Source organism: Methylophaga sp. (assembly GCF_048266885.1).
Taxonomy (GTDB): domain Bacteria; phylum Pseudomonadota; class Gammaproteobacteria; order Nitrosococcales; family Methylophagaceae; genus Methylophaga.
Genome location: NZ_JBLWYR010000018.1, coordinates 22,575 through 46,153 on the forward strand (window position 1 = coordinate 22,575; position 23,579 = coordinate 46,153).

At 44.3% G+C, this 23,579-nt stretch carries 25 protein-coding genes; 12 read left to right on the forward strand and 13 right to left on the reverse strand.

The features are described 5' to 3' along the window. Positions 1-23: 23 nt before the first annotated feature. Positions 24-1,343, forward strand: coding sequence for an MATE family efflux transporter (locus tag ACN0V2_RS09925; RefSeq protein ID WP_417550655.1), 1,320 nt, complete (start codon positions 24-26; stop codon positions 1,341-1,343). On the opposite strand, the gene ACN0V2_RS09930 is transcribed toward ACN0V2_RS09925, so the two are convergent. Next, a complete protein-coding gene (locus ACN0V2_RS09930; RefSeq protein WP_417550657.1) occupies positions 1,340-1,540 on the reverse strand; it encodes a hypothetical protein in 201 nt (66 codons plus the stop codon). The two genes, ACN0V2_RS09925 and ACN0V2_RS09930, sit on opposite strands and share 4 nt — an antisense overlap. A gap of 65 nt (positions 1,541-1,605) precedes the next feature. Beyond that, positions 1,606-2,418 (reverse strand): RluA family pseudouridine synthase, encoded by an 813-nt coding sequence (locus tag ACN0V2_RS09935; protein WP_417550658.1) that lies wholly within the window; start codon positions 2,416-2,418, stop codon positions 1,606-1,608. Between the two features lie 55 nt (positions 2,419-2,473). Between ACN0V2_RS09935 and ACN0V2_RS09940 the strand changes: the two genes are divergently transcribed. The 7 genes from ACN0V2_RS09940 to ACN0V2_RS09970 all read left to right on the forward strand — a co-directional run bounded on the left by ACN0V2_RS09940 (position 2,474) and on the right by ACN0V2_RS09970 (position 8,528). Next, positions 2,474-2,932 carry a DUF4124 domain-containing protein gene (locus ACN0V2_RS09940; RefSeq protein WP_417550659.1) on the forward strand — a complete coding sequence of 153 codons (459 nt, stop codon included), beginning with the start codon at positions 2,474-2,476 and terminating at the stop codon, positions 2,930-2,932. A 2-nt stretch (positions 2,933-2,934) separates the two neighbouring features. After that, positions 2,935-3,270: a phenylpyruvate tautomerase MIF-related protein gene (locus ACN0V2_RS09945; protein WP_417550660.1), complete on the forward strand. Its 336-nt coding sequence runs from the start codon at positions 2,935-2,937 to the stop codon at positions 3,268-3,270. Positions 3,271-3,344: 74 nt separating this feature from the next. Then, complete coding sequence (locus ACN0V2_RS09950) at positions 3,345-5,057, forward strand: proline--tRNA ligase (RefSeq protein WP_417550661.1); 1,713 nt, start codon at positions 3,345-3,347, stop codon at positions 5,055-5,057. Positions 5,058-5,059: 2 nt separating this feature from the next. Continuing rightward, a complete protein-coding gene (locus ACN0V2_RS09955) occupies positions 5,060-6,589 on the forward strand; it encodes a fumarate hydratase (RefSeq protein WP_417550662.1) in 1,530 nt (509 codons plus the stop codon). Positions 6,590-6,600: 11 nt separating this feature from the next. Continuing rightward, complete coding sequence (locus tag ACN0V2_RS09960) at positions 6,601-7,053, forward strand: CopD family protein (RefSeq protein WP_417550663.1); 453 nt, start codon at positions 6,601-6,603, stop codon at positions 7,051-7,053. A gap of 83 nt (positions 7,054-7,136) precedes the next feature. Next, entirely contained in the window at positions 7,137-7,760 is a 624-nt protein-coding gene (locus ACN0V2_RS09965) for a lytic transglycosylase domain-containing protein (RefSeq protein WP_417550664.1), read from the forward strand. Between the two features lie 114 nt (positions 7,761-7,874). Further along, entirely contained in the window at positions 7,875-8,528 is a 654-nt protein-coding gene (locus ACN0V2_RS09970) for an ElyC/SanA/YdcF family protein (protein ID WP_417550665.1), read from the forward strand. On the opposite strand, the gene ACN0V2_RS09975 is transcribed toward ACN0V2_RS09970, so the two are convergent. Then, entirely contained in the window at positions 8,514-9,038 is a 525-nt protein-coding gene (locus tag ACN0V2_RS09975; RefSeq protein WP_417550666.1) for a retropepsin-like aspartic protease family protein, read from the reverse strand. The genes ACN0V2_RS09970 and ACN0V2_RS09975 overlap by 15 nt on opposite strands. A 108-nt stretch (positions 9,039-9,146) precedes the next feature. Here ACN0V2_RS09975 and ACN0V2_RS09980 point away from each other — a divergent pair, with 108 nt between their 5' ends. Both ACN0V2_RS09980 and ACN0V2_RS09985 read left to right on the forward strand, forming a co-directional pair. Next, positions 9,147-9,827: a tellurite resistance TerB family protein gene (locus tag ACN0V2_RS09980; RefSeq protein WP_417550667.1), complete on the forward strand. Its 681-nt coding sequence runs from the start codon at positions 9,147-9,149 to the stop codon at positions 9,825-9,827. 12 nt (positions 9,828-9,839) lie between these two features. After that, positions 9,840-11,399 carry a hypothetical protein gene (locus ACN0V2_RS09985; RefSeq protein ID WP_417550668.1) on the forward strand — a complete coding sequence of 520 codons (1,560 nt, stop codon included), beginning with the start codon at positions 9,840-9,842 and terminating at the stop codon, positions 11,397-11,399. Here the strand turns inward: ACN0V2_RS09985 and ACN0V2_RS09990 are convergent. The 3 genes from ACN0V2_RS09990 to ACN0V2_RS10000 form a co-directional block, all read right to left on the reverse strand. After that, entirely contained in the window at positions 11,392-12,420 is a 1,029-nt protein-coding gene (locus tag ACN0V2_RS09990) for a CNNM domain-containing protein (RefSeq protein ID WP_417550669.1), read from the reverse strand. The two genes, ACN0V2_RS09985 and ACN0V2_RS09990, sit on opposite strands and share 8 nt — an antisense overlap. Positions 12,421-12,492: 72 nt before the next feature. Further along, positions 12,493-13,020 (reverse strand): hypothetical protein, encoded by a 528-nt coding sequence (locus ACN0V2_RS09995; RefSeq protein WP_417550670.1) that lies wholly within the window; start codon positions 13,018-13,020, stop codon positions 12,493-12,495. 18 nt (positions 13,021-13,038) lie between these two features. Beyond that, positions 13,039-15,768 carry a cation-transporting P-type ATPase gene (locus tag ACN0V2_RS10000; protein WP_417550671.1) on the reverse strand — a complete coding sequence of 910 codons (2,730 nt, stop codon included), beginning with the start codon at positions 15,766-15,768 and terminating at the stop codon, positions 13,039-13,041. 128 nt (positions 15,769-15,896) lie between these two features. Here ACN0V2_RS10000 and ACN0V2_RS10005 point away from each other — a divergent pair, with 128 nt between their 5' ends. Together ACN0V2_RS10005 and ACN0V2_RS10010 are read left to right on the forward strand one after the other, a co-directional pair. Continuing rightward, complete coding sequence (locus ACN0V2_RS10005) at positions 15,897-16,676, forward strand: SDR family oxidoreductase (RefSeq protein ID WP_417550672.1); 780 nt, start codon at positions 15,897-15,899, stop codon at positions 16,674-16,676. Then, positions 16,676-17,134, forward strand: a complete 459-nt coding sequence (locus tag ACN0V2_RS10010) for a YchJ family protein (RefSeq protein WP_417550673.1) — start codon at positions 16,676-16,678, stop codon at positions 17,132-17,134. The genes ACN0V2_RS10005 and ACN0V2_RS10010 overlap by 1 nt, the downstream gene beginning before the upstream one ends. A 4-nt stretch (positions 17,135-17,138) precedes the next feature. Here the strand turns inward: ACN0V2_RS10010 and ACN0V2_RS10015 are convergent, their stop codons facing one another. From ACN0V2_RS10015 to pcnB, 7 genes are all read right to left on the reverse strand, one after another. After that, positions 17,139-18,854: a GNAT family N-acyltransferase gene (locus ACN0V2_RS10015; protein ID WP_417550674.1), complete on the reverse strand. Its 1,716-nt coding sequence runs from the start codon at positions 18,852-18,854 to the stop codon at positions 17,139-17,141. A 118-nt stretch (positions 18,855-18,972) separates the two neighbouring features. After that, positions 18,973-19,353: an aspartate 1-decarboxylase gene (gene panD / locus ACN0V2_RS10020; protein ID WP_069296020.1), complete on the reverse strand. Its 381-nt coding sequence runs from the start codon at positions 19,351-19,353 to the stop codon at positions 18,973-18,975. A 51-nt stretch (positions 19,354-19,404) separates the two neighbouring features. Beyond that, the gene (gene panC / locus ACN0V2_RS10025; protein ID WP_417550675.1) at positions 19,405-20,259 is read right to left on the reverse strand and encodes a pantoate--beta-alanine ligase; all 855 of its coding nucleotides are present in this window, start codon (positions 20,257-20,259) and stop codon (positions 19,405-19,407) included. Beyond that, positions 20,259-21,053: a 3-methyl-2-oxobutanoate hydroxymethyltransferase gene (panB, locus tag ACN0V2_RS10030; protein ID WP_417550676.1), complete on the reverse strand. Its 795-nt coding sequence runs from the start codon at positions 21,051-21,053 to the stop codon at positions 20,259-20,261. Before panB ends, panC begins: the two co-directional genes overlap by 1 nt. Beyond that, a complete protein-coding gene (locus ACN0V2_RS10035) occupies positions 21,050-21,709 on the reverse strand; it encodes a deoxynucleoside kinase (RefSeq protein WP_417550677.1) in 660 nt (219 codons plus the stop codon). The genes panB and ACN0V2_RS10035 overlap by 4 nt, the downstream gene beginning before the upstream one ends. Next, positions 21,706-22,194, reverse strand: a complete 489-nt coding sequence (gene folK / locus ACN0V2_RS10040; protein ID WP_417550678.1) for a 2-amino-4-hydroxy-6-hydroxymethyldihydropteridine diphosphokinase — start codon at positions 22,192-22,194, stop codon at positions 21,706-21,708. Before folK ends, ACN0V2_RS10035 begins: the two co-directional genes overlap by 4 nt. Beyond that, positions 22,194-23,567, reverse strand: coding sequence for a polynucleotide adenylyltransferase PcnB (gene pcnB, locus ACN0V2_RS10045; RefSeq protein ID WP_417550679.1), 1,374 nt, complete (start codon positions 23,565-23,567; stop codon positions 22,194-22,196). The genes folK and pcnB overlap by 1 nt, the downstream gene beginning before the upstream one ends. Positions 23,568-23,579: the final 12 nt, after the last annotated feature.

The window sequence follows — 23,579 nt, forward strand, 5'->3', positions numbered from 1 at the left end:
AGGCTGAATTTACTGGATAAGCTGTGTCAGATAATACTGTAACGCACCGCCAGGTTTGGCGAATTGCCGGACCAATGATCATTGCCAATATCTCTACGCCCTTGTTAGGGATGGTGGATACCGCAATGGTAGGCCATCTCAGCGCAGCACATTACCTTGGTGCCGTAGCCATTGGCAGTATGATTTTTACCTTTGTTTTCTGGGGCTTTGGTTTTCTCAGAATGGCCACTACCGGCCTGACCTCCCAAGCTTATGGCGAAAATAGTACCGTAAAAATGCAGGCGGTATTAATGCAATCCATTTGGCTGGCGCTAACGATTGCCGTGTTATTACTGCTAATACAACTGCCTATTCGCAATCTGGCTTTGCATCTGGTTAGCAGTAGCCAGGACGTCGAATATTTCGCTGCCGTTTATTTTGATGTCCGTATTTGGAGCGCCCCGGCGACATTAATTAATTACGCCATTTTAGGTTGGCTTATCGGCCGTGAAGCTTCAAAAGCGGCTCTGCTGATGGTGCTGGTTATCAATATCACCAATATTCTGCTAGATGCATTATTTGTCATGGGGCTGGGTATGGATGTCGATGGTGTGGCATTGGCATCGGTTATCGCTGAATACAGCGGCCTGCTAATTGGTTTGTTATTACTCAAAAACTACGGAGTAAATAAAGCTGGTATTCGTCTATCACTGAGCAAAAAGGTACTGCAACAAAGCCGCCATGGCTTGCATGTGCATGGCAATGTAATGATCAGAACCTTTTTATTGATCAGCTGTTTTGCCTTGTTTACTACTCAAGGTGCCCGCCAGGGCGATACCGTATTAGCAGCCAACAGTGTTTTGTTGAACTTTATTACTTTCATGGCGTTTGTTTTAGATGGGTTTGCTAATGCCACTGAAGCATTGACGGGTAAAGCGATTGGCCGTAAATCACCAGCCATGTTGAAGAGAGCGCTCAGCTTAACCGCATTCTGGTCAATATTAATGGCAATGTTGTTTTCGCTGATATATCTGTTATTCGGATCATCGATTATCCGATTGCTAACCGGTATTGATGCGGTAATAGAATTTGCTGGGATGCATCTTATCTGGGTGATTATCGCGCCGCTGGTTGCGGTGTGGTCGTATTTACTGGACGGCCTCTTTGTTGGCGCGACGCGAAGTCGGGAAATGCGTAATACCATGTTATTTGCTGCATTCTGTTGTTATTTACCCGCTTTTTATCTGCTACAACCATTTGGTAATCATGGCTTATGGGCCGCTTTGATTATTTTTCTCGCAGCAAGAGGCATTTCCCAAAGTGTTTATATTGGCAAGATAATGCGTCTAGCAGATCCAACTTAATGATTTTTTCTGGTCTGTAGTTTTGTAGGCGATAAACGACGATCACGTCCCGAACGGCGCAAGCTGTGACTCAAATCAAAACGGATCTGCTCACGTCTTGTGAGACTTTGCCGCCGTTGATAACGACGTCGATCATCATCACCATAAAACTGACCATATTCAGGATCGAAAACATATTGTTGTTCAGACTGGCTCATTGCTGGACTCTGTCATTGATGTGATAGTTGATCATTGCGCCGTAAAAAGCGCAATGTCAACGCATTCAGCTGCTAAACATTTGTTTTTTATGAGTAATAGGACAATCAAAAGCTAAACGACAGGCTTTCAACTGCAAACCATCTGCAGTCTTTTTTCCGTAACGGCTATCACCACTGACCGGATGCCCAATCGATGCGCAATGCCGGCGAATTTGATGCATACGCCCCGTTTCGATGGAGACATCTAGCTTTGTTCGGTTTTTATCAACATCAAAAGTACGTTTTGTAAAATGACTGACGGCATGCTTTCCATCTAAAGGTGTATTAATTGTCAGTTTTTGCCACTCAACGTCACCATCAACCTGAATCTCATAGTGCTTTTCAATCTTTCGTTGTTGAAACAGCGTGGATAACTGAGCCGCCGCTTTTTGCTGATGGGCAATAATCATCAATCCAAAGGCTTCACGATCCAAACGCTGTACCAGAAAACTTTGTCTGGGTTTATCAAAGGCCAATTCGGAAACTCGAAGCAGACTGCAATGATCACCCCACTCCGTTCCTTGCGCTAACATTCCAGCCGGTTTAAACCACACACTGTAAAGACCAAAATCATGTAATAACGTTGGGGCTTCAGGGATTTGGTCCAATAAACGCTTATCGTAATAAAACCGTAATACCTCCCCGGAACTCAGGGTTTTTGTCGCTCGACGCAATCGTTGAGTGCGCTTGCCTTTTTGTAACCAGACAGCTCCCTTGCTCATCGCCTGCTTGATTTGCTGGCGGGAAAGTTCACAGTGGTGAGCTAACAGATCGATGGCATTTACAGAGCCATTTTCCACCGGAATTTTTAATTCAAAACGAACAGTATGATCAGACATTTTATGAAATAGCGCTTTGGCGTAGAATAACGATTTATTTGATTAGGTATCCGTGATGTTTATACCGCAATTAAGCTGTTGCTGTCTTGCTTTAGTCTTTGCGATGACGGTTCAAGCGGATGCATATAAGTGGATTGATGATGATGGTGAAGTTATCTATTCACAAAACCCTCCGGTCGATAAACCCTATGAAAAAATGGGCACACCGCCTCCACCGTCGATGAATCCTGAAGCGGCAAAAAAAGAAATCGAGTTGTTAATTGAGCAACAAAAAGCAACCGATGAAGCCCGTGAGGAGCAACAACAAAATCAACAACAGGAAGAACGGATTGCTGAAGCTTTAGCGGAAAACTGTCGAATTGCCAACTATAATTTACAGCAGTATCAGGACAATCCTGGTCGGCGCGTGATGGATTCACAGGGCAATGTGACAAGGCCTACTGAAGAAGAAAGACAACAACAAATAAGCACGCTTCAACAGCAAGTTAACCAATTCTGTAAACAGGAGAAGTAACCATGCCTTATTTAAATATTGTGACCAATCAAAGCATTAACGACGAAACAGCCTTATTAAAAGCCGCCAGCAAAACCGTGGCACAGGCATCAGGTAAACCAGAAAGTTATGTGATGATCGCGGTTGAGTCCAAAACAGCCATGTCATTTGGTGGCAGCACTGAGCCTACTGCAATTCTGGATTATCGTTCGCTTGGTTTGCCCAGTGATCGTAAAGCGTTGTCTAATGCTTTATGTTCGATGATTGAAGATCAAATTGGCGTCAGCGGCAGTCGGGTTTATATCAGCATGACCGACTCCGAACGACAAAACTGGGGTTGGGATCACAGTACTTTTTAACACAACCAGACTGCGCCGCAAAAATTGTGGCGCAGTTTTTAATTTAATAACAATAATCAGGAATCACGTTTTCCATGCGTACTTCGAAGCTTCTCATTTCCACTTTAAAAGAAACACCTGCAGACGCCGAAATCGTCAGCCATCAATTGATGTTGCGAGCAGGCCTTATCCGCCGTCTGGCATCAGGTCTGTACACATGGATGCCGATGGGCTTGCGGGTGCTGCGTAAAACTGAAGCGATTGTGCGTGAGGAAATGAATAAAGTCGGTGCTCAGGAAGTGTTAATGCCGTCCGTGCAACCGGCTGAACTGTGGCAGGAAAGCCAGCGCTGGGAAAAGTATGGCCCTGAATTATTACGTATCACCGATCGCCATCAACGTGAATTCTGTTATGGCCCAACCCATGAAGAAGTCATTACCGATTTGGTGCGTCAGGAAATCCGTAGTTACAAACAATTGCCAGTGAATTTTTATCAGATCCAGACCAAATTCCGTGATGAAATTCGTCCACGCTTTGGTTTGATGCGGGCTCGTGAGTTCCTGATGAAAGATGCCTATTCCTTCCATGTGGATCAAGCATCTCTGCAGGAAACTTACGATGATATGTACGCAACTTACACGCGCATTTTCCAGCGTATCGGTTTGAATTTCCGGGCGGTGCTGGCCGATACCGGCAGCATTGGTGGCAATGCCTCACATGAGTTTCATGTTCTTGCCAGCTCCGGTGAAGATGCAATTGCGTTCAGCAATGCCAGTGACTACGCCGCCAATGTTGAATTGGCTGAAGCACTCAAACCTGCAGGTGATCGCCCAGCCCCTGGTGCAGCGATGCAAACAGTCGATACACCGCATAAACACACCATTGAAGATGTCAGCAGCTTTTTGAAGGTGCCCGCATCGCAATGTCTGAAAACGTTGCTGGTCGAAGGTGCTGAGAAAAACAGTGTTGTTGCTTTGGTGTTACGAGGCGATCACGAACTCAATGAAATTAAGGCAGAAAAACATCCGTTAATTGCTGCACCGTTGACCTTTGTCACCCCAGAACAAGTGCATGAAGCAACAGGTGCCAATATCGGTTCGATCGGCCCGGTTGGTCTCACCATTCCACTGATTGTTGATCACGCTGCTGCACATATTGCCGATTTTGTTTGTGGTGCCAATGAAGATGAAAAACATCTGGCCGGCGTAAACTGGGGTCGCGATTGTCCTGAACCTGAAACTGCAGACTTACGTAATGTAGTAGCAGGTGATACCAGCCCGGACGGCCAAGGTACCTTGGAAATCGCCCGTGGTATCGAAGTGGGCCATATCTTCCAGCTTGGCGAAAACTACAGCAGTAAACTGAATGCCGTGGTATTAACCGAAACCGGAAAATCTCAAGTCATTACCATGGGCTGTTACGGCATTGGGGTTTCCCGTGTGGTTGCTGCAACCATTGAACAGAACAATGATGAAAACGGCATTATCTGGCCACAGGCCATTGCACCTTTTGAAGTAGTACTTGTACCGGTCAATTCACATAAATCACAACGGGTTCGTGATGAAGCTGAAAAGATCTATCAACAGTTGCTAGCGGCGGGTGTCGATGTGTTGCTGGATGATCGCGGCTTGCGTCCTGGTGTTGCTTTTGCGGATATGGAACTTATCGGCATTCCGCACCGCTTGATTCTGGGTGAACGTGGTATGGATAACGGTGTGATTGAATATAAACATCGTGCATCAGGTGAAGCCGACGAATTGGCTTTAGATAATGTGCTTAACGCTATTCAACAAAAGTTAGCGCAATAATTATGACGCTGATTCGCCAACAGGACTTTGTGCAAAGCATCGCCGATGCATTGCAGTTCATCGCCAATTATCATCCCCAGGATTTTATCCAGGCAATGAGCAAAGCCTATGAGCGTGAACAATCTCCGGCGGCAAAAGATGCTATCGCCCAGATTCTGGTCAATTCACGGATGTGCGCCGAAAACAACCGGCCTATTTGTCAGGATACCGGCATTGTTAATATCTTTCTCAAAGTCGGTATGCAGGTGCAATGGCAGTCCGATCAGAGCCTGGAAGATATGGTTAATCAAGGTGTGCGCCAGGCTTATCAGCATCCTGATAATGTATTGCGTGCTTCTATCGTTGCCGATCCGATTGGCAGTCGCAAAAATACCGGTGATAACACACCAGCAGTTATTTATACCGAACTGGTGCCCGGCGACAAGATAGAAATTGATATTGCCGCCAAAGGTGGTGGCAGCGAAAACAAAGCCAAATTCACGATATTGAACCCTAGTGACAGTCTGGTGGATTGGGTGATGGAAACCGTTCCCAAAATGGGTGCTGGTTGGTGCCCTCCTGGCATGCTCGGTATTGGCATTGGTGGTACAGCAGAAAAAGCCATGCTGATGGCTAAACAAAGCCTGATGGAAGATATTGATATTCAGGATTTGCTGGAACGTGGCCCACAAACGGCCACTGAAAAGTTGCGGCTTGAGTTATACGAAAAAGTGAATCAACTGGGAATTGGCGCTCAAGGTTTAGGCGGCCTGACCACGGTATTGGATATCAAGATCAAGGATTATCCGACCCACGCGGCTTCACTTCCGGTGGCGATGATCCCTAATTGTGCCGCGACCCGACATGTCCACTTCACGCTGGATGGTTCTGGTCCGGCAACATTCACTCCTCCCTCGTTAACTGACTGGCCGGAAATTACCTGGCAGGCTGCGGAAAACACCCGACATATCAATCTCGACACAATAACGCATGATGAGATTAAACAATGGCAACCAGGTGATACCTTATTACTCACCGGTCATTTTTTAACCGGCCGGGATGCAGCGCATAAAAAGATTGCTGATTTGCTGGATAGTGGTAAGCCGTTACCCGAAGGGCTGGATTTCCATAATCGCTTTATCTACTACGTCGGTCCGGTGGATCCGGTTAAAAATGAAATTGTCGGTCCGGCAGGTCCCACCACGGCAACCCGGATGGATAAATTTACTGAAACCATGCTAGCGAAAACCGGTCTGTTAGGCATGATAGGCAAGGCCGAACGCGGTGAACAAACCGTCGATTTAATCAAAAAGTATCAATCGACCTATTTGATCGCGGTTGGCGGCGCTGCTTATCTGGTATCCAAAGCGATTAAATCTTCACGATTGGTGGCTTTTGAAGAATTAGGCATGGAAGCGATTCGTGAATTCTATGTTGAAAATATGCCAGTCACTGTGGCTGTTGATAGCCGGGGAAGTTCGGTACATCAAACTGGCCCTCAAGAATGGCAGCAGAGAATTGCTGGTATTCCCATTAAAACGATAACAACTTAAAGAGAATTATTATGGGCATTGCAATTAGTTTACATTTACTGGCTTCGGTGATTTGGGTGGGCGGAATGTTCTTTGCCTTTATGTTTTTACGCCCTGCCGCAGCTAACTTACTTGAAGCTGAACAACGCTTTCCACTCTGGGCCAATGTCTTTAAACGATTTTTTCCCTGGGTGTGGGCATCCGTAGTAACCATTTTAATTACCGGATTCGGCATGCTCTTTATGCTAGGAGGTATGGGCGCTGTCGGCGTTCATGTGCATATCATGCTATTGCTGGGGATCTTTATGGTGTTGTTATTTCTGCATGTATTTTTCAATCCGTTCAGAAAACTAAAATCGGCTGTGGCAGAACATGATTGGATAGCATCAGCCAATGAACTGGATAAAATTCGCAAATTTATTCGAGCAAATCTCATTCTTGGCTTAATTGTGATTGTCATTGGCTCAGCCGGACGCTATTTTTAGTATCCATGACACTAAAGCCTATTTTCATTTTTCTATGCACGCTACTGTTAACCAGTGGCGTGCTGGCAAATGAAATAAAACAAGTGCGTAACAGCGACGGTGTTGTGGAGTTTAGCAATGCCGATATTGATGTTCGTAAACCCACTTCGATTAATAGCAATAAAACCATTATCTACAAGTCGCTTTCCAATGATGGCGAAAGCTTCAGCTTTTCTGATCAACGACCCATTAATGGTGATTTCGAAGTATTGGCTTATGATTGTTATGCATGTAACCCAAAATCCAAAATCAATTGGCATACTATCAGTCTTAATAAGGCAGATTATGCTGACACGGTCAAAGCCATGGCGAAAAAATATAAAGTCGATGCTGCCTTGGTTCGCGCTGTAATTCATGCCGAGTCGGCTTTTAATTCCAAAGCCTTATCTAAGAAAGGTGCACAGGGTCTGATGCAGTTAATGCCTGGTACCGCCAAAGATCTAGGTGTGACCAATGCATTTGATATTCAGCAGAATATTGAAGGTGGCGTGAAGTATCTGGCAGGTTTGCTAAAAACATTTGATGGGAATATTCAATTAGCTACGGCGGCCTATAATGCCGGTCCTGGCGCTGTCAAACGTTTTAACGGTATACCGCCCTATGCCGAAACCGAAGTTTATGTAGAGCGCGTAGGCATTTTGCATCAGCGTTATGGACAAGAAGGCTAAGCTAAGACCGTTCTGACTTAACCACAATCGTTTTTTTTCAGGGATAGTTTTTTGCCTAAATTCAGTTTATTTCGAAAACGCCATGTGTGGTTCCCCACAATTTGGGGTGGTTTAATGATTTTATTACTGCTAACCCTTTGTAGTTTGGTTCTATTAAGACAACTGGCCGTTATCCTCTCCCCTACCGATCCCGTACCTGATCGAACATATCTGGTAGTGGAAGGCTGGCAGGATGAAGATAGTTTGTTAGCCGCTTTAGCCTTATTCAACGCCGAGGGGTATCAATACATGATTACCACCGGTGGACCCAATATACGTTTCTTGAGCCCTGCCCATGCCTCCTATGCCGAACAAGCTGGGGCATTTATGCTGGTACATGGTTTGGATAACGACAAACTGATTATGATTCCTGCACCTGAATCTGCACAGGAACGTACCTATCTTAGTGCTGTGATGGTGCGAGACTGGTTGGATATTAAAGGCAGTAACTTAACTGAACTTAATGTGCATACCAGTCATGTTCATGCCAGACGTACTCGCAGTTTGTATCGTGAAGCCTTTCCTGATTTTAAAATAGGTATTTATGCTGCTGTTCCGCAAAGTTTTGAACTTAGACAATGGTGGAAAACTAGCGACGGAGCAAAATCAGTGATTACCGAACTCATTGGTAATACTTGGGTAGCCTGTTGTTTCCATCCAGGCGAACCCGGTTCACATTACGAAAAATGGGCTGTGGAAAAAAGCAGTCAATCCTCAGATCCCCGGTAAACGTAAAGTCAACGTTCCATCACGTTGCGTCATATCTAAATGTTTCATAAAACTCATGCCCAGCAACACAATATCATCCGACATATGTGGGTTGATATGCGCCTGGATATGCTGCAATTTAATCCCTCCCAGCTGCACAATGTCTAACTCTGTAGCGTAGACCGGCACTACACCATTTGCCGTATTCACCATCGCCTGTCGTCCCTGTTTTAAACCTGCCTTTTTAGCAATTCCGGCTGGCACACTGATATTAGTTGCTCCTGTATCCAGCAAAAAAGTGACTTCATGGCCATTAATAAAACCTGGTGCCACATAGTGTCCAGCCTGATTCCTCACTAAAACCACATCGGTACCCAGACCTGCTTCTATCTCAACCAAGTGACGGTTAGGATTGTGTTTTTGCTCAATAAAACCATTAAAAAACAACGTCAACGATCCCATTAATAACAACCAGAAAATAAGGGTAAATGCTTTTGACGAGCCTTGTTGATGTGCTGGATTCATATTCATTTAAGTTAATTCAGTTAAGGTAAAACCAATTTAATATAACCGCGGTCTGAGAATCACATTATGCGGGCAAGCCACTTAAATTACATCCAAACCTGGAGATACTAGCAAATGAACACACGCAGTCTGATGGATAAACTTCTACAATCGGGTCAGCAATTTCTGGATAAGCAAAATAATGGCTCAAATGGCGGAGACAATAAAATCGGTCAATTCTTAAGTGGTGCGGGTGGTGGCGCGTTAGCTGGGACCGCGGTAGGTCTTTTGCTCGGTAATAAAAAAACACGCAAAATGGGCGGCAGTGTCCTTAAATATGGTGGTGTAGCAGCACTGGGGGCTGTTGCATTTAAAGCCTATCAGAGCTGGCAGCAAAATAATCAACAAACTGCACCACAAGCCACTCCGCAAACCATAGATAGATTGCCAGCACCTGAAGCCGAACAGCATAGTAATGCGATTTTACAAGCGATGATTGGGGCAGCCAAAGCCGATGGTCATATTGATGATCAGGAACGACTATTGATTGACCAACAAATTGCTCAACTTACGGATGATCCGGAATTACTACATTGGATAGATGTGGAACTGAAAAAACCGGTAAACCCGACTGAAATTGCTAAGCTGGCGACCACTCAAGAAATGGCTGCTGAAATGTATTTGGCCAGCTTGATCATGACTGATGAAGACAGCTTTATGGAAAAAGTCTATCTCGATGAACTGGCACGCCAGCTTAAGCTGGATGACGCTTTAAAAGCCGAAATACACCAAGCTAAAAATAATACGGTGGCATGATATGCTCTGCGCATGTCATTTTTATCACACACCCTGATTTTTTGGCTGAGCATAAGTTATGCTCAGCCAATCAGTCCTCTAACAGATGCCTCGTGGCAAAAAATTGAATCCCAACTTACTACAGGAAGTTGTGAGCAATGTAACCTATCTCCACAAGCCAAATGGTATTTTGAAAATGAAATTATCGCTCTCCGTCCCGCTACCCCGTCAGTAATCACATTACCAAACTGGCTGCAAAAATTACCTGAAATTCACGATGACACGCCTGTTTGGATAGCCTCCCCAGAACTGATTGAATCCGCCAATTTGGATGCTTCAGATCAAATGATTGAACTGTCTGATGGGCAACGACTTGCTTTCCAAACGGTACCTAAAATTCCACAAAATCAGTCCTATTGGAATGAAACCACCAGCAATTTTTTCAGTAACCAAACCATTCGTCTTCGTGGAGAAACAATAGAAAATAGGTTTGTTGCCCGAACTGTTTGGCCATCTGAATTCAGTATCAACAACTTTCAATTATTGCCGCTCAATCCAGAAGAGTCTTTGCAAACCTTAGTCCAAGCTGATGATGGCGGTGTGCAACAACCGCATCAAAGTCGCTTGTTATGGGAACGTACTGCAGGTGGCGCTTTAAATTCGGCTGGCAAAACAGTTATCGGTTTAATGTTAAATGGCGCACAGGGAGATGATCACGAAGCATTGGCTGGGCACTTTGCCGTCGTCACCGGTCAATTTAACGCTGATGGCAGTTATCATGACTGGCTAGTGAATAACTTTTATAACCTGGAAACGGTCAGTGAAAAAGGCATTATTGCTGCCGTAACGCCGATGGATAATTATCTGGCAGATTTAAATGCTGGGCAGAATTATTACCGCCCTTCTTATATGTTGTTTGTTACTCTCAAGAATGATCAGTTATCGACTGAGTTTCAGCAATCCATTAATCAAGTAATGAACCATTTCTATCGACACAATTTTATTTATAACCATGCCGATGCTAACTGTACCGGCATATCAATCGATACCTTACGAGCGTTGGGTTGGAATATTCCTACACGCGGGATAAATGGCTATATTCAGGCTATCGGTGCCTATTTTTATACGGCAATAACCGATGCAGATCTGCATGCTGCCAGACAGGTTTATGATTATTTAACGACAGAAACAACTCGCTTGTTACCAGCAGTTGCTTTTGATGCTATTGGCGAAGATTTAATGCAATTAACTGCTGCTGAACCACCCCGAACTCTTACGGCTTATGAACAAAACTTAGTCGAGTCAATTGAGGCCATTTGGTTTGTGCGTATTCCCCAAATCCCATCTAGTCGAGCTTTTGGCAATGCACCCATCTATAGTGTTAACGAATATTTAGAAACCGCTCCGTCTGATCGAGAGGATTGGGTCACGATTGAATTGGCTAACCGAGATATTCCGCCATCACTAAAACAACAAAAGCCAGTGAATCCACGCCCCTATCCGATTCCCTGGCCTATCATTTTGATTTTATTTGGTCTTTCCAGTTTTGTCGCTTTAGCATTACGCTGGATAGCCAAAAAAAGAATTAGCTAGTTTGATGGGTAGTGTTTCGCTGACGTTTTTCCCATAGTTTCTTAGCATATCGACGCATATTCGGAATATCATCGGTTTCATCCATAATCGATTTACCGATGATCGTTTCAAAAATATCTTCCATGGTCACGATACCAAGCCAACTGCCATATTCATCATAAACAATGGCCATATGTTGGCGTTCTTTCATCAATAACGTCATAACTGACTCAACATCCTTCTGATCCGTTACCACAACGATGGGTTTCATCACTTCAGAAACTTTGGTGCTTTCGTCAGCGCCAATCACATCCCGACGGAAAATAACACCTAATGGCGATTCATTGGCATCTAACACTGGATAACGTGAGAATTGACCTTCATTGGAGCGCTCAATAAATTCAGCAATGGTTTCATCAGGTCCCACATATTCAGAGACTGTGCGTGGTGTCATGATGTCCCGAGTACGGATTTCATGTAAATCCAAAATATTGGAAATCACTCGAGATTCATCCTCATCAAGTTCACCCAGTTCCTGCCCTAATGACGTCATCGCTTTGATTTCGAGACGAATATCACCTTGTTGCTCTTTGCCACCAAGCAATTTCATCATCTGATCTGACACCCAGATAAACGGTTTCAATATCCAAATCATTCCGTTCAGAATAGGAGGCATTACTGGGGCTAAACTGCGCCAGTACTTTGCACCAATTGTTTTAGGCAGAATTTCGGAAAGAATCAGGATTAATAGCGTCATAATGACTGAGGCAATGCCTAAATAGCCATTACCAAAAACCACTGTCACCTGAGCACCTACACCTAACGCCCCAACAGTATGAGCTACGGTATTCAGTGTAAGAATTGCCGCCAGTGGCTGATCAATTTTATCTTTGAGTCGATTGAGCTGGCTGTATAGCTTTGGTTTGTGTTCTTTCTGTTGGGCAATATAACTAGGGGTGACAGAGAGTAAAGCCGCTTCAAGAATTGAACAAATAAATGAGACTAAAATTGAAAGTACCGCAAATGCGATAAGCAAAGTCATGAGGTTTAAAAGCTCCGGTTACAAGGGACAATCATAATACACCGGCTGCAAGTTACTGTATATCGACACAAATTAGCGAAAATAAAACCCCGCGTTAATCATTACACCCGCCGCAGCAAAAGGTACCAACTCCAGATTGACTCTACTGTGCTGCACTCCTACCGCTGGCAAAATAACTGGCGCAACCCCCAAACTGTTAAAAGGGATTTTGTCCTTATATTCACCGCGATAACCATACAGCAGGCCGGCAGTCAGTTTGGCATAAGCTTTGGTATTTGCTCCTAAGGCATAATCATAACGCCCACCACCATAAACATAGGTGCTTTGCTGATCATAACTGTTCTTAAATGTCGCCCCACCCACCAACCAGCGAACATCATCTCGCCAACTAGCCTGTTCTGGATTTAAGAAAAACTTCACTTCATCGTTAAAATAGTATTCAAGATTAATCATTTTCTGATGGTTGTTGTGATCCGGTTCTGGATTGAAATGTTTGGTCCAGACAGAGGTTTGCAGTAACAGCTCATCACCCTCAGTAAAAATAACTTTGGCATGAGCTGGGCTCACCACAAGTAAAGAACACAAAAGTAATTTTTTCATTGAAATATCATTTTTCATTTAGTTTGCAGTTTCAGTTTGATGATGTTTGGTTATGCTGCGACGTAACCATTTTTCAATTTCTAAAATCAGATACATCACAGCTCCTACCGCGATAATTTCTATTCCGTGACGTAAGCCAATGGGTGTTGATTCAAATAACCTGTTCATAAAGGGTGCATAGGTAAATATTAGCTGCAGGAAAATAACCAAACCGATTGAAATAAATACGATACGAGAAGTAAACCATTGCCTGATTGACCATGAGGCCGTGCTTAAACAACGCACATTAAATAAATAAAACACTTCCATCACCACCAGGGTATTGACTGCATAGGTTCGTGATTGTTCGAGTGATGCTCCCTGAGACTGGGTCCATAAAAACATGCCATAAACCCCGATCACAAACAGTAATGACACAAAAGTGATCCGCCAGACCAGAAAACCAGAAAGCATTTTTTCATCAGGCTGACGTGGCTGGCGATGCATGGCATCTTCTTCACCTGGCTCAAATGCTAACGATAATGCTAGAGCGATAGAACTGACCATGTTGATCCACAATATCTGCAATGGCGTAATCGGCAAGGTCATGTCCGCCATTACCGCCACGATAATACTCAATGACTCGCCACCATTAATGGGCAATAAAAATAAGATGGCTTTTTTCAGGTTGTCATAAACAGTGCGCCCTTCTTTTACCGCTCTGGCAATCGAAGCAAAGTTATCATCGGTTAACACCATTTCAGCCGCTTCCTTAGCGGCTTCGGTGCCTCCATGGCCCATAGCAATTCCAACATCGGCTCGTTTCAATGCAGGCGCATCATTTACCCCATCCCCCGTCATCGCAACGACATGGCCATTGGCCTGTAAAGCACTGACCAATCTTAATTTATGTTCCGGTGCAGTCCGGGCAAAAACATCCGTTTGGTTCACCGCGTTTTGCAATTCTGCATCACTGAGTTGTGTGAGATCGTGCCCGGTCAGCACTTTGTCCGTATTATGCAGCCCCAGTTTGGCGGCAATCGCACTGGCTGTTGCGGCATGATCACCAGTGATCATTTTGACCTCAATACCGGCTTTATGACATTCACTAACAGCCGTAATGGCTTCTTCTCGAGGTGGATCGATCAACCCAATCAGCCCCAGCAACACCAGTCCTTGGTCTAAATCTTCAAACTGCAATTCACCAGTATGTTGTTCCATCGTTTTAGTAGCTACAGCCAGGACACGTTGGCCTTCAGCTGCAATTTTTTCAATCTGTGTATACCAATAAGTTGAGTCAACGGGTATATCACCGTCATCAGTACGCTGAAACTGGCAAAGTTCGATAAGTTTTTCCGGCGCACCTTTCACAGCAATAAAATCATGTCCCTGGTGATCATGATGCAAGGTGGCCATAAAACGATGTGCGGTATCAAATGGAATAACGTCACGCCGTGGGTAAAACTGTTTCAGGTCCTCTAGCGTAAATTCCGCCTTTAATGCGGCGGTAAGCATCGCCGCTTCCATCGGATCGCCTTCTGACAGCCACTCATCATCGTGTCGCTTCAATGCTGAATCATTGCAAATAGCGGCACAACGTAAAAGCAACGTTAAAATTTCATGCTGTTCGATTTCAATGGGCTGCTCATCAATGGTGAACTCGCCCGCTGGAGAATATCCCACGCCACTGACGCTATAGTTATTTGCCGAGCTGATTATCGTAGCAACGGTCATTTCATTGCGGGTTAAGGTGCCCGTTTTATCAGAGCAGATAATAGATACCGCGCCAAGAGTTTCTACCGCTGGAAGACGCCGGATAATGGCATTACGACTGGCCATGCGTTGAACACCAATCGCCAGTGTGATGGTCAGAATAGCCGGTAATCCTTCAGGAACCCCCGCCACGGCCAAACCGACTACAATCATGAACATCTCGATAGCAGGTGTCTGGTTTAACCAGTAACCGTAGCTGAATACCAATCCGGCAACCACCATGATGACCAGAGTCAGCAAGCGGGAGACGACGGAAATTTGTTGTAACAACGGTGTAGTTAGGTTTTCGATATCAGAAATCATGCCACTGATACGACCAATTTCAGTATGTGCTCCGGTTGCAACCACCACCCCATGTCCCTGACCAGAAGTGACTAACGTGCCTGAATACGTCATACACAGCCGGTCACCTAATACGGCATCACTTGCTACCGGTTGATGATGTTTTTCAACAGCGACTGACTCACCGGTCAATACTGCTTCCTGAATTTGTAAGCCTTTTGCACTGAAAAGTCTTAGATCAGCGGGTACCTTATCGCCGGGTTCCAACACAACCACATCACCGGGAACCAGCTGATCGGCTTCAATCCGCAGACGGTGCCCACTGCGGATTACTGTTGCATGAGGCGCCAGCATATCTTTGATAGCATCAAGCGCTTTTTCCGCTTTTCCCTCCTGAATAAAGCCAATTAGCGTGTTTAAAATGACAACCGCAAGAATTACCCAGAAATCTATCCAATGACCCAGCAAAGCGGTAAGCAACGCCGCAGCTAACAACACATAAATGATCATATTGTGCAGCTGAGCAAATAACCTGGCTATTGCAGAACGCCCTTTAGCCCGGGGCAAATGATTTTCACCAAATTGCTGCAAACGTTGTTCAACGGTTTCGGAATCCAAACCATGCTTGTCACTCTCAAGTAGTGACAAACTTTCTTCTGAGCTGAGGTGATGCCAGGATTGTTCGAATGGTTGAGACTGCATATGCTGTTTCATCAGTAACTCCAGGCAACGATCACAACCTAGCATAACGTGTTTATAAGTTAAGCCTATGTAACAAAGTGGTTTGTTTTGATCTACATCAAGCTGCACAATAGGCAGATTATGTATTTGTCTAGAAGGAGTTGAGCATCAACACTATTAGTATTTTAGGGAGCGGCTGGCTTGGCTTACCACTGGCAACTCAACTATATAAACAAGGCTTTGATGTAAAAGCTTCAACTCGACATCGTGAAAGGTTCTCTGAACTTGAAACCGCTGGCGCTAGCGCATTTTATGTTGATATTGATCAGTTATCCAATATCCAAGAATTTTTACATAGCGAAATTCTGATCATCAACATCACCTCTAAAAACCAAACTGGTTTTGCCGATCTTATCCAGCAAATTGAAAAATCGCCGATTCAAAAAGTTTTGTTTATTAGTTCAACCTCGGTATATCAAAACCTAAACCGTGAAGTTAGTGAAGATGAAAAAGCTGAAGATCACAACAATTTGTTATGGCAAATTGAACAACAGTTTCAAGCTAACCCACATTTCCAAACAACCATCTTACGTTTCAGTGGTTTGATTGATAAACGACGCCATCCTGGCCGGTTTTTTCGCAATGGCCGCAATGTGCCTCAAGCAGACGCCCCGGTAAATCTGATTCATCTGGATGATTGTTTAGGTATTATCAATGCCATCTTGCAGCAACAAGCTTGGGGTGAAATCTTTAATGGCTGTGCTGATACTCACCCGACTAAGCGGGAGTTTTACAGTTATGCAAGGCAGTTAATGGGATTGTCACCACCTGAATTCGATAGCGAAACCGATATTAAGTACAAAATAATAAGCAACCAGAAAGTTAAGAATAAATTAAACTATCATCTTCAACACCCTGATTTAATGAAGATTACCTTCTAATGAAAAACCAACTTTGTCCGTGCCAAAGTCAATCTGTGTATGACGAGTGTTGTGGCTTGCTGCATCAAGGCAAACATGTGGCGACCAACGCTGAGCAATTAATGCGTTCACGCTACAGTGCGTTTGTACTTCACAATACGAGCTATTTGCATGCAACATTACATCCATCACAACGACGGCCAGATGATTTGCTAAATCTGCAGCAAACGATGGAAACCACCGAGTGGTTGGGGTTAACCATTTTGGAGCATACCGAAACTGACGATCAAGCTGAGATCGATTTTATTGCTTTTTATGTCGATAAACCTATCGGACAATTACATGAACGCTCACGATTTACTCGCCAACAAGGTCAATGGTTTTATCTAGATGGCGAGTTTTTACCACCGACAAAACTGGGTCGCAACGAGAACTGTGTTTGTGGCAGTGGCAAAAAACTTAAACGCTGTCATGGATAGCAGGTTAAGCCTTCGCTTCCCCCAGATAACGTTTACGCTTAGCTGGCTTTAACTGCTGTAAATCCACCATCACTAGACCATCAATACAGTTTCCGAAGTTGGCATCAATATTAAAATCAATAAACCGCACCCCACTTGGCTCACAAATATCAGCATATTGTTTATACAGTGTCGGCACAGTGACATTCATATGCGCCAATTGCTCACGCATCGCCATGAAATCACTATCCGCATCATCATTAACTAATGTTGTATTTACCCGTTGTTGTATCTCAATATCAAACACTGAAGGTACTCTGGCATTCGCTAGGGTTTCTGTATCAGCAAAATGTTTTTGATAAAAACTGACAATCAACGCCTTGGCAAAATCAGGATAGGTATTGCTCAAACTGACAGGACCAAATAGATACCGTACCTCTGGATAACGTTTTAGATAAGCACCGATGCCATACCATAAATAATCCAGACTACGTTTGCCCCAGTATTTGGGGCTGACAAAGCTGCGGCCTAATTCAATGCTTACTGGAAAATAATTCTGCATCGCTGAATTAAATTGAAACAGCTCACTGGTATAGATATCTCGTCCTGCAGACATAATGCGTGCGACTTCACCAATTCGATAAGCACCGGCTATCTCAAGCTCCTGTTCATCCCAGAGTATTAAATGCCGATAATCCCGATCATAATCGTCTAAATCTCGCTTTTTACCGGTGCCCTCACCAACTTGTCTGAAGGTAATTTCCCGTAGCCGACCAATCTCCTGCATAACGGCAGAATTCGCCTGATAATCAAACAGGTATATCTTCTTATTATCGGCAGTTTCACCTAATAATTCTGCGTGCTGCAATTCTTTTTTGATTGCCCGGCGTTCTTGCGGGTGAGCAATAGTTTGCTCAGTTATAAATAATGGTTTTTTACCCTTAGCCAGCCGATATAAATGACGCCGTAATAATTTGGCTTTTTCGGCTTTGACCAAAGGTAATTGTTCAATTTGCTGATAAGCAATCGGCTCCCCTACTCGCATCGAGATGGTTTTGGAGTTTTTATTGAACATTTCATGTGCCAGCATCATGCCTGACAATGGCTTATATACCATTGAGGCGCTGTAGAATAACGATGAGTTTCTGGCTTCAACGTATATCGGCAAAATGGGGGCTAGTGTTTTTTTGGCAAAATTTAAAAAGCCACTGTTCCATTTACCATCACGCACACCGCCTGGTCTAATACGTGACACTTCTCCAGCAGGAAACACAATGACAGCTTCATCATTATTCAAGCACTCAACAATCCGAGCGACGCTGCTTTTGCGAGTAGATTTGGAGAGATTATCAACTGGCAGAAACAACGAACTTAATGCCGAAAAATTCAGCAGCATATCATTGGCAACAATTTTGACATCACGTCTGACTTCACCCACCAGCTTTAATAAACACAAGCCATCCAATGCACCCAGGGGATGATTGGCGACAATCACTACGCGACCTGTGGCTGGAATATTATTACGATGACGGTGAGTAATACTGTAGCTGAAGTTGAAGTAGTCCAGGACTTCATCAATGAAATCGAAGCCCTCAAGCTGCTTATGCTGTTCCAGGAAACGATTAACTTCTTGTTCGTGAGTGATTTTTCGAAGAAAGCCTAACGTCGGTATTCTGAGCCAAGGTTTTTGATGCTGGAAATTGGGAAATTTTTGTTGAACAGCTTGTTCAATATTGAGCATACAGTTTCTCTGGTGACTTCATGCTTGCAAAGTCTAGAGAACTCTTATGACAAAAAAATAACGATTTGATGACTGTTCAATGACAGTCTTACAAACCGTTATATTTGAAGGAGTTTAATTAAGCCGCTTGAACAGGAATGGCATGACGCATATGAGTAATATCATTATTTTCATTTAGATAGACCAGCGTCGGTTTGAAGCTTTTTACTTCTTCAGCATCCATCGCGGTATATGCACAAATAATAATGCGATCACCGGGAGAGGCTTTATGCGCCGCAGCACCGTTAACTGAGATGATATTAGAACCGTCTTCAGCACGAATGGCATAAGTCACAAAACGTTCGCCATTGGCGACGTTGTAAATATGGATTTGTTCATACTCATGAATGCCGGCGGCTTCAAGTAATTTGCCATCAATCGCACATGAACCCTCGTATTCCAATTCGGAATGGGTCACGCAGGCACGATGTAATTTAGCTTTTAACAGTGTCAGATGCATAGCAGGCAAATTTCCGTCAGTAAGCTGTGTATTATCGCTTTTTCAGTATTTTCAAGCAAGGTTACACGCGATATTGTCAATCAAACGTACATTGCCTAGCCGACCCGCTGCCAGCAAACGCAATTCTTTATCAACTGCAGGATTGGCTAATTGCAAATCTTCAGCACGGCGAATATCAATATAGTCCATGGCGAATCCGGCTGCAGTTAATTGAGAATGAACATGGCTCAGTAAACCGTTAGGATCTTGGTTGCCCGTTTCCAGCTGCTGTTTAAGTTGGTTTAAACTCGCATACAACGTTGCCGCTTGCTGCTTTTCGGCTTCCGTTAAATGCTGGTTACGTGAACTCATTGCCAGACCATTCTCCTCTCTTACGGTCGGCGCACCGACAACCTTAACCGGCAGGTTCAAATCGCTGACCAATTTTCGAATCAACAACAATTGCTGATAATCCTTTTCACCAAATACTGCGACATCAGCCTGCACCATATTAAATAACTTGGTGACCACAGTTGCCACACCATCAAAGTGCCCAGGTCGTTCCAGTCCACATAGTTTGTCATCCATGCCGGGTACATGAATAAAACTATGAAAATCCATGCCATGGGGATACATCACATCGGTATCTGGGGTAAATAACAGATTACAGCCAGCTTGCATGAGTTTTTTAATGTCAGCCTGCAATGTACGTGGATATTTAGCTAAATCCTGTTTGTCATCAAACTGCAATGGATTCACAAAAATACTGGCTACAACTCTGTCAGCCAATGTCTGGGCTTTTTTAACCAGTGAAATATGACCATCGTGCAGATTCCCCATAGTCGGCACAAAGGCAATGGTCTCACCATCCACGCGCCACGTTTTTATCTGGCCTCGCAGGCTCAGAATTGACTCAACAATTTGCATTAATACTGTTGCTCAGAGGTAGGAAATTCACCATTTTTAACGGCTGCCACATACTGAGTTATTGCCGCGGGAATATGATCGCTATCAGCGAGAAAATCATGGCTAAAGCGTGGACGTTTTCCAGGTGTAATACCCAACATGTCATATAACACCAGCACTTGCCCATCACAATCAGCACCAGCACCAATGCCTATTACCGGAATGGTTAATGCTTCACTGATAAGTTTTGCTAACGTTGCAGGTACGCATTCCAAAACCAACATATCAGCGCCGGCTTTTTCCAGACTGATCGCGTCCTGCAGAATTTTATCTGCAGCAGCCTGTTCTCTGCCCTGAACCAGATAACCACCCAGCTTATGGACTGACTGCGGTAATAAGCCAAGATGTCCACACACCGGGATGCCACGCTGAGTTAACGCAGTGATTAAATCAACCAGCTCTGATCCGCCTTCAAGCTTAACCATCTGCGCCCCACCTTCGGCCATCAACCGAGCGGCATTATGCAAAGCCTGATCAATATTGGCGTAGCTCATAAAAGGCATATCAGTGATGACAAACAAACGATCACTGCCGCGTATCACATTAGCGGTGTGGTAAATCATATGATCAACGGTGACTGGCAAGGTACTTTCCTGACCTTGAATGACCATGCCTAATGAATCACCGACCAGAACAATATCAACGCCAGCCTGTTCAAGTACATGACTGAACGTCGCATCATAGGCCGTCAAAACAGCAATTTTGTTTTGCTCAGCTTTCATTTTACGCAGCTGATGCAGACTCAAACGGCTCATGCTTTTTTCTCTTTCACCGGTAGCGGATTGTAATATTGTCGACCACTTTGAATGGTGCAAATTTGATCCAGAAGTTGCTGATAATCAGCTTCACTTTTCACCAAATCAATCTGCTCGGCATTCACAATGAGCAGCGGTGATGAGTCGTAATAATGAAAAAAGTCAGCATACGAATCTGCCAGACGTTTCAAATAAGCATCTTCAACGTGCTGTTCATAGCTGATACCTCGTTGTGAAATCCGGGTTTTCAATATGGGTAAAGAAGCTTGCAGGTAAATCACCAGATCGGGGGTGCGATGGTGCATAGTGAGGCTGTCATAAACCATGTTATACAAGGCCAGCTCATCGTCATCCAGCGATATCTGGGCGAATAATCGGTCCTTTTCCAACATGAAATCTGCTACATGCAGTGATGTAAATAAATCATCCTGTTGTAAGGTTTTGGCTAATTTAACGCGCTGCATCAAAAAGCTTAGTTGGGTCGGTAATGCTGATTGTTTGGGATGCAGATAATAACGTTCTAAAAATGGGTTCTGCTCTGGTGCTTCTAATAATGTATTGCCAGAAAAACTCTCGGCTATTCGTTTAACCAGATGCGTTTTGCCGACACCAATCGGACCTTCAACAACAATATATCGATGTGGCAATGTTTTCATAAGCTAATCTGTTCCACTTGTTGTAAATCACCTTGAGGGCACAAAGGTAATATTTCCTGCAAGGCGCCAATACCTGGGATCTCAACCTCCGGGGCAATTTCGGCTAATGGGTATAATACAAAAGCCCGCTCATGCATGCCGGGATGAGGTATTTTCAATCGTTCATCATCCAATATTTGATTGCCATAGAGCAAGATATCTAAATCCAGCGTGCGCTCCCCCCAATGACGCTTGCGCACACGACCATGCAATTGTTCTACAGATTGTAAGGCGTCCAGTAATTGATGTGGAGGCAGCGTGGTTTCCAATGACAATACCGCATTGATGTAATCTGGCTGATCTGCAGGGCCCATGGGCGGACTCTGGTATAACGAAGATACTGAGACGATAGTTATATCGGCTAAAGACTGCAAATCATTTATGGCTGTTTTAATCTGCTGCAACGGGTTTTCCAGATTACTGCCAAGTCCAATATAAGCGAGCATTATTCCACTTTTTTTATAGCAGGTTTACGTCTGCGACGACGCTTTGGTTTACGTTTTTCTGTTTCTCCACCAGCACCCAAAGCATTCACCATATCGGACTGAGTGGTAGCAGAAGCCTGCTGGAAAGTAGTCCACCAATCGGTCAGCTCCTGCAGCGGTTCACCTGATTGGGCTCGTAAAGCCAGAAAGTCATAACCAGCCCGAAACTTAGGATGCAATAACAAAGCAAAAGCGCGCTTACCCTGACGACGAGTCAACCGGGGTTGCATAGTCCAGATATCACGGGTGACCAGACTGAAGCGTTTAGGAATGGCCACCGTTTGAATTTGTTCGGATAATACTTCGCCAGCCGCACGCTGCATTGCCGGGATTTCAGGCATATCCTTGCTTAATTGTAACCAGCGTTGACGTAATGGTTCCCACAATAAAGCGGCGAACAAAAATGCCGGTGTGACAGGTTTATTTTCAGCTAGTCGTTTATCGGTGTTTTCCAGGGCTTTCATAAGTAAAGTACGTGGATAACCATCTTTTTCCTGGTGCAATAAAGCCGCCGTTTGGGGATAAAGATGGTCAAATACGCCATAGTGACAAAGCAGCTCATGAGTAACGGCCGCTTGACCACTTAAATATAGCTTTAAGGTTTCATCAAATAATCTGGCGGGTGGTATATCACTTAGCAAGGGTGCTAAATCGACAATCAGTTGTTCCGTTTCAGCTTCTAGCTTTAGCCCTAGTTTGGCCATAAAGCGTAAAGCCCGCAACATTCTGACTGGATCTTCACGATAACGAACCGGTTTATCACCAATCAAGCGAATCAAACCCGCTTGCAGATCGGCAATGCCGCCAGTGTAATCAACTATTGAAAAGTCACGAATGTTGTAATACAAAGCATTAATGGTGAAGTCACGTCGCCACGCATCCTGCTCTAATGTGCCGTACACATTATCCTGCATGATACGACCTTGTTTATCGACATGATTTTCAGCTTCTGGGGGTGCCCGGAAAGTAGCAACCTCAATGATTTCATCCCGACCAAAGCGCACATGAACGAGTTTAAAACGGCGGCCAATCAGCTGACTGCGACGAAATAAACGGTGAACTTGCTCCGGCAGCGCATTGGTGGAAATATCAAAATCTTTAGGTTCATAGCCCAATAATAAATCACGTACACAGCCGCCCACCAAATAGGCTTCAAAACCCGCATCTTTAAGCGTGTAGAGTACTTTTAACGCACTGGGACTGATGACATCACGAGAAATATTATGGTCGGCACGCGGCACAATAAGTGGTGCGGCTCCCTCGGCTGCTGCACGGCTTTTTTTACCGGCTTTGATCCGTTTGAATGAGCTGATGAGTGAATTTATCGAAAGCATAAGGTGCGAATA

Excerpts from the sequence above, each read along its gene's own strand:
- ACN0V2_RS09930 (WP_417550657.1), bottom strand. The coding sequence starts at position 1,540 with ATGAGCCAGTCTGAACAACAATATGTTTTCGATCCTGAATATGGTCAG.
- ACN0V2_RS09935 (WP_417550658.1), bottom strand. The coding sequence starts at position 2,418 with ATGTCTGATCATACTGTTCGTTTTGAATTAAAAATTCCGGTGGAAAAT.
- ACN0V2_RS09940 (WP_417550659.1), top strand. The coding sequence starts at position 2,474 with ATGTTTATACCGCAATTAAGCTGTTGCTGTCTTGCTTTAGTCTTTGCG.
- ACN0V2_RS09945 (WP_417550660.1), top strand. The coding sequence starts at position 2,935 with ATGCCTTATTTAAATATTGTGACCAATCAAAGCATTAACGACGAAACA.
- ACN0V2_RS09950 (WP_417550661.1), top strand. The coding sequence starts at position 3,345 with ATGCGTACTTCGAAGCTTCTCATTTCCACTTTAAAAGAAACACCTGCA.
- ACN0V2_RS09955 (WP_417550662.1), top strand. The coding sequence starts at position 5,060 with ATGACGCTGATTCGCCAACAGGACTTTGTGCAAAGCATCGCCGATGCA.
- ACN0V2_RS09960 (WP_417550663.1), top strand. The coding sequence starts at position 6,601 with ATGGGCATTGCAATTAGTTTACATTTACTGGCTTCGGTGATTTGGGTG.
- ACN0V2_RS09970 (WP_417550665.1), top strand. The coding sequence starts at position 7,875 with ATGATTTTATTACTGCTAACCCTTTGTAGTTTGGTTCTATTAAGACAA.
- ACN0V2_RS09975 (WP_417550666.1), bottom strand. The coding sequence starts at position 9,038 with ATGAATATGAATCCAGCACATCAACAAGGCTCGTCAAAAGCATTTACC.
- ACN0V2_RS09980 (WP_417550667.1), top strand. The coding sequence starts at position 9,147 with ATGAACACACGCAGTCTGATGGATAAACTTCTACAATCGGGTCAGCAA.
- ACN0V2_RS09985 (WP_417550668.1), top strand. The coding sequence starts at position 9,840 with ATGTCATTTTTATCACACACCCTGATTTTTTGGCTGAGCATAAGTTAT.
- ACN0V2_RS09990 (WP_417550669.1), bottom strand. The coding sequence starts at position 12,420 with ATGACTTTGCTTATCGCATTTGCGGTACTTTCAATTTTAGTCTCATTT.
- ACN0V2_RS09995 (WP_417550670.1), bottom strand. The coding sequence starts at position 13,020 with ATGAAAAAATTACTTTTGTGTTCTTTACTTGTGGTGAGCCCAGCTCAT.
- ACN0V2_RS10000 (WP_417550671.1), bottom strand. The coding sequence starts at position 15,768 with ATGAAACAGCATATGCAGTCTCAACCATTCGAACAATCCTGGCATCAC.
- ACN0V2_RS10010 (WP_417550673.1), top strand. The coding sequence starts at position 16,676 with ATGAAAAACCAACTTTGTCCGTGCCAAAGTCAATCTGTGTATGACGAG.
- ACN0V2_RS10015 (WP_417550674.1), bottom strand. The coding sequence starts at position 18,854 with ATGCTCAATATTGAACAAGCTGTTCAACAAAAATTTCCCAATTTCCAG.
- panD (WP_069296020.1), bottom strand. The coding sequence starts at position 19,353 with ATGCATCTGACACTGTTAAAAGCTAAATTACATCGTGCCTGCGTGACC.
- panC (WP_417550675.1), bottom strand. The coding sequence starts at position 20,259 with ATGCAAATTGTTGAGTCAATTCTGAGCCTGCGAGGCCAGATAAAAACG.
- panB (WP_417550676.1), bottom strand. The coding sequence starts at position 21,053 with ATGAGCCGTTTGAGTCTGCATCAGCTGCGTAAAATGAAAGCTGAGCAA.
- ACN0V2_RS10035 (WP_417550677.1), bottom strand. The coding sequence starts at position 21,709 with ATGAAAACATTGCCACATCGATATATTGTTGTTGAAGGTCCGATTGGT.
- folK (WP_417550678.1), bottom strand. The coding sequence starts at position 22,194 with ATGCTCGCTTATATTGGACTTGGCAGTAATCTGGAAAACCCGTTGCAG.
- pcnB (WP_417550679.1), bottom strand. The coding sequence starts at position 23,567 with ATGCTTTCGATAAATTCACTCATCAGCTCATTCAAACGGATCAAAGCC.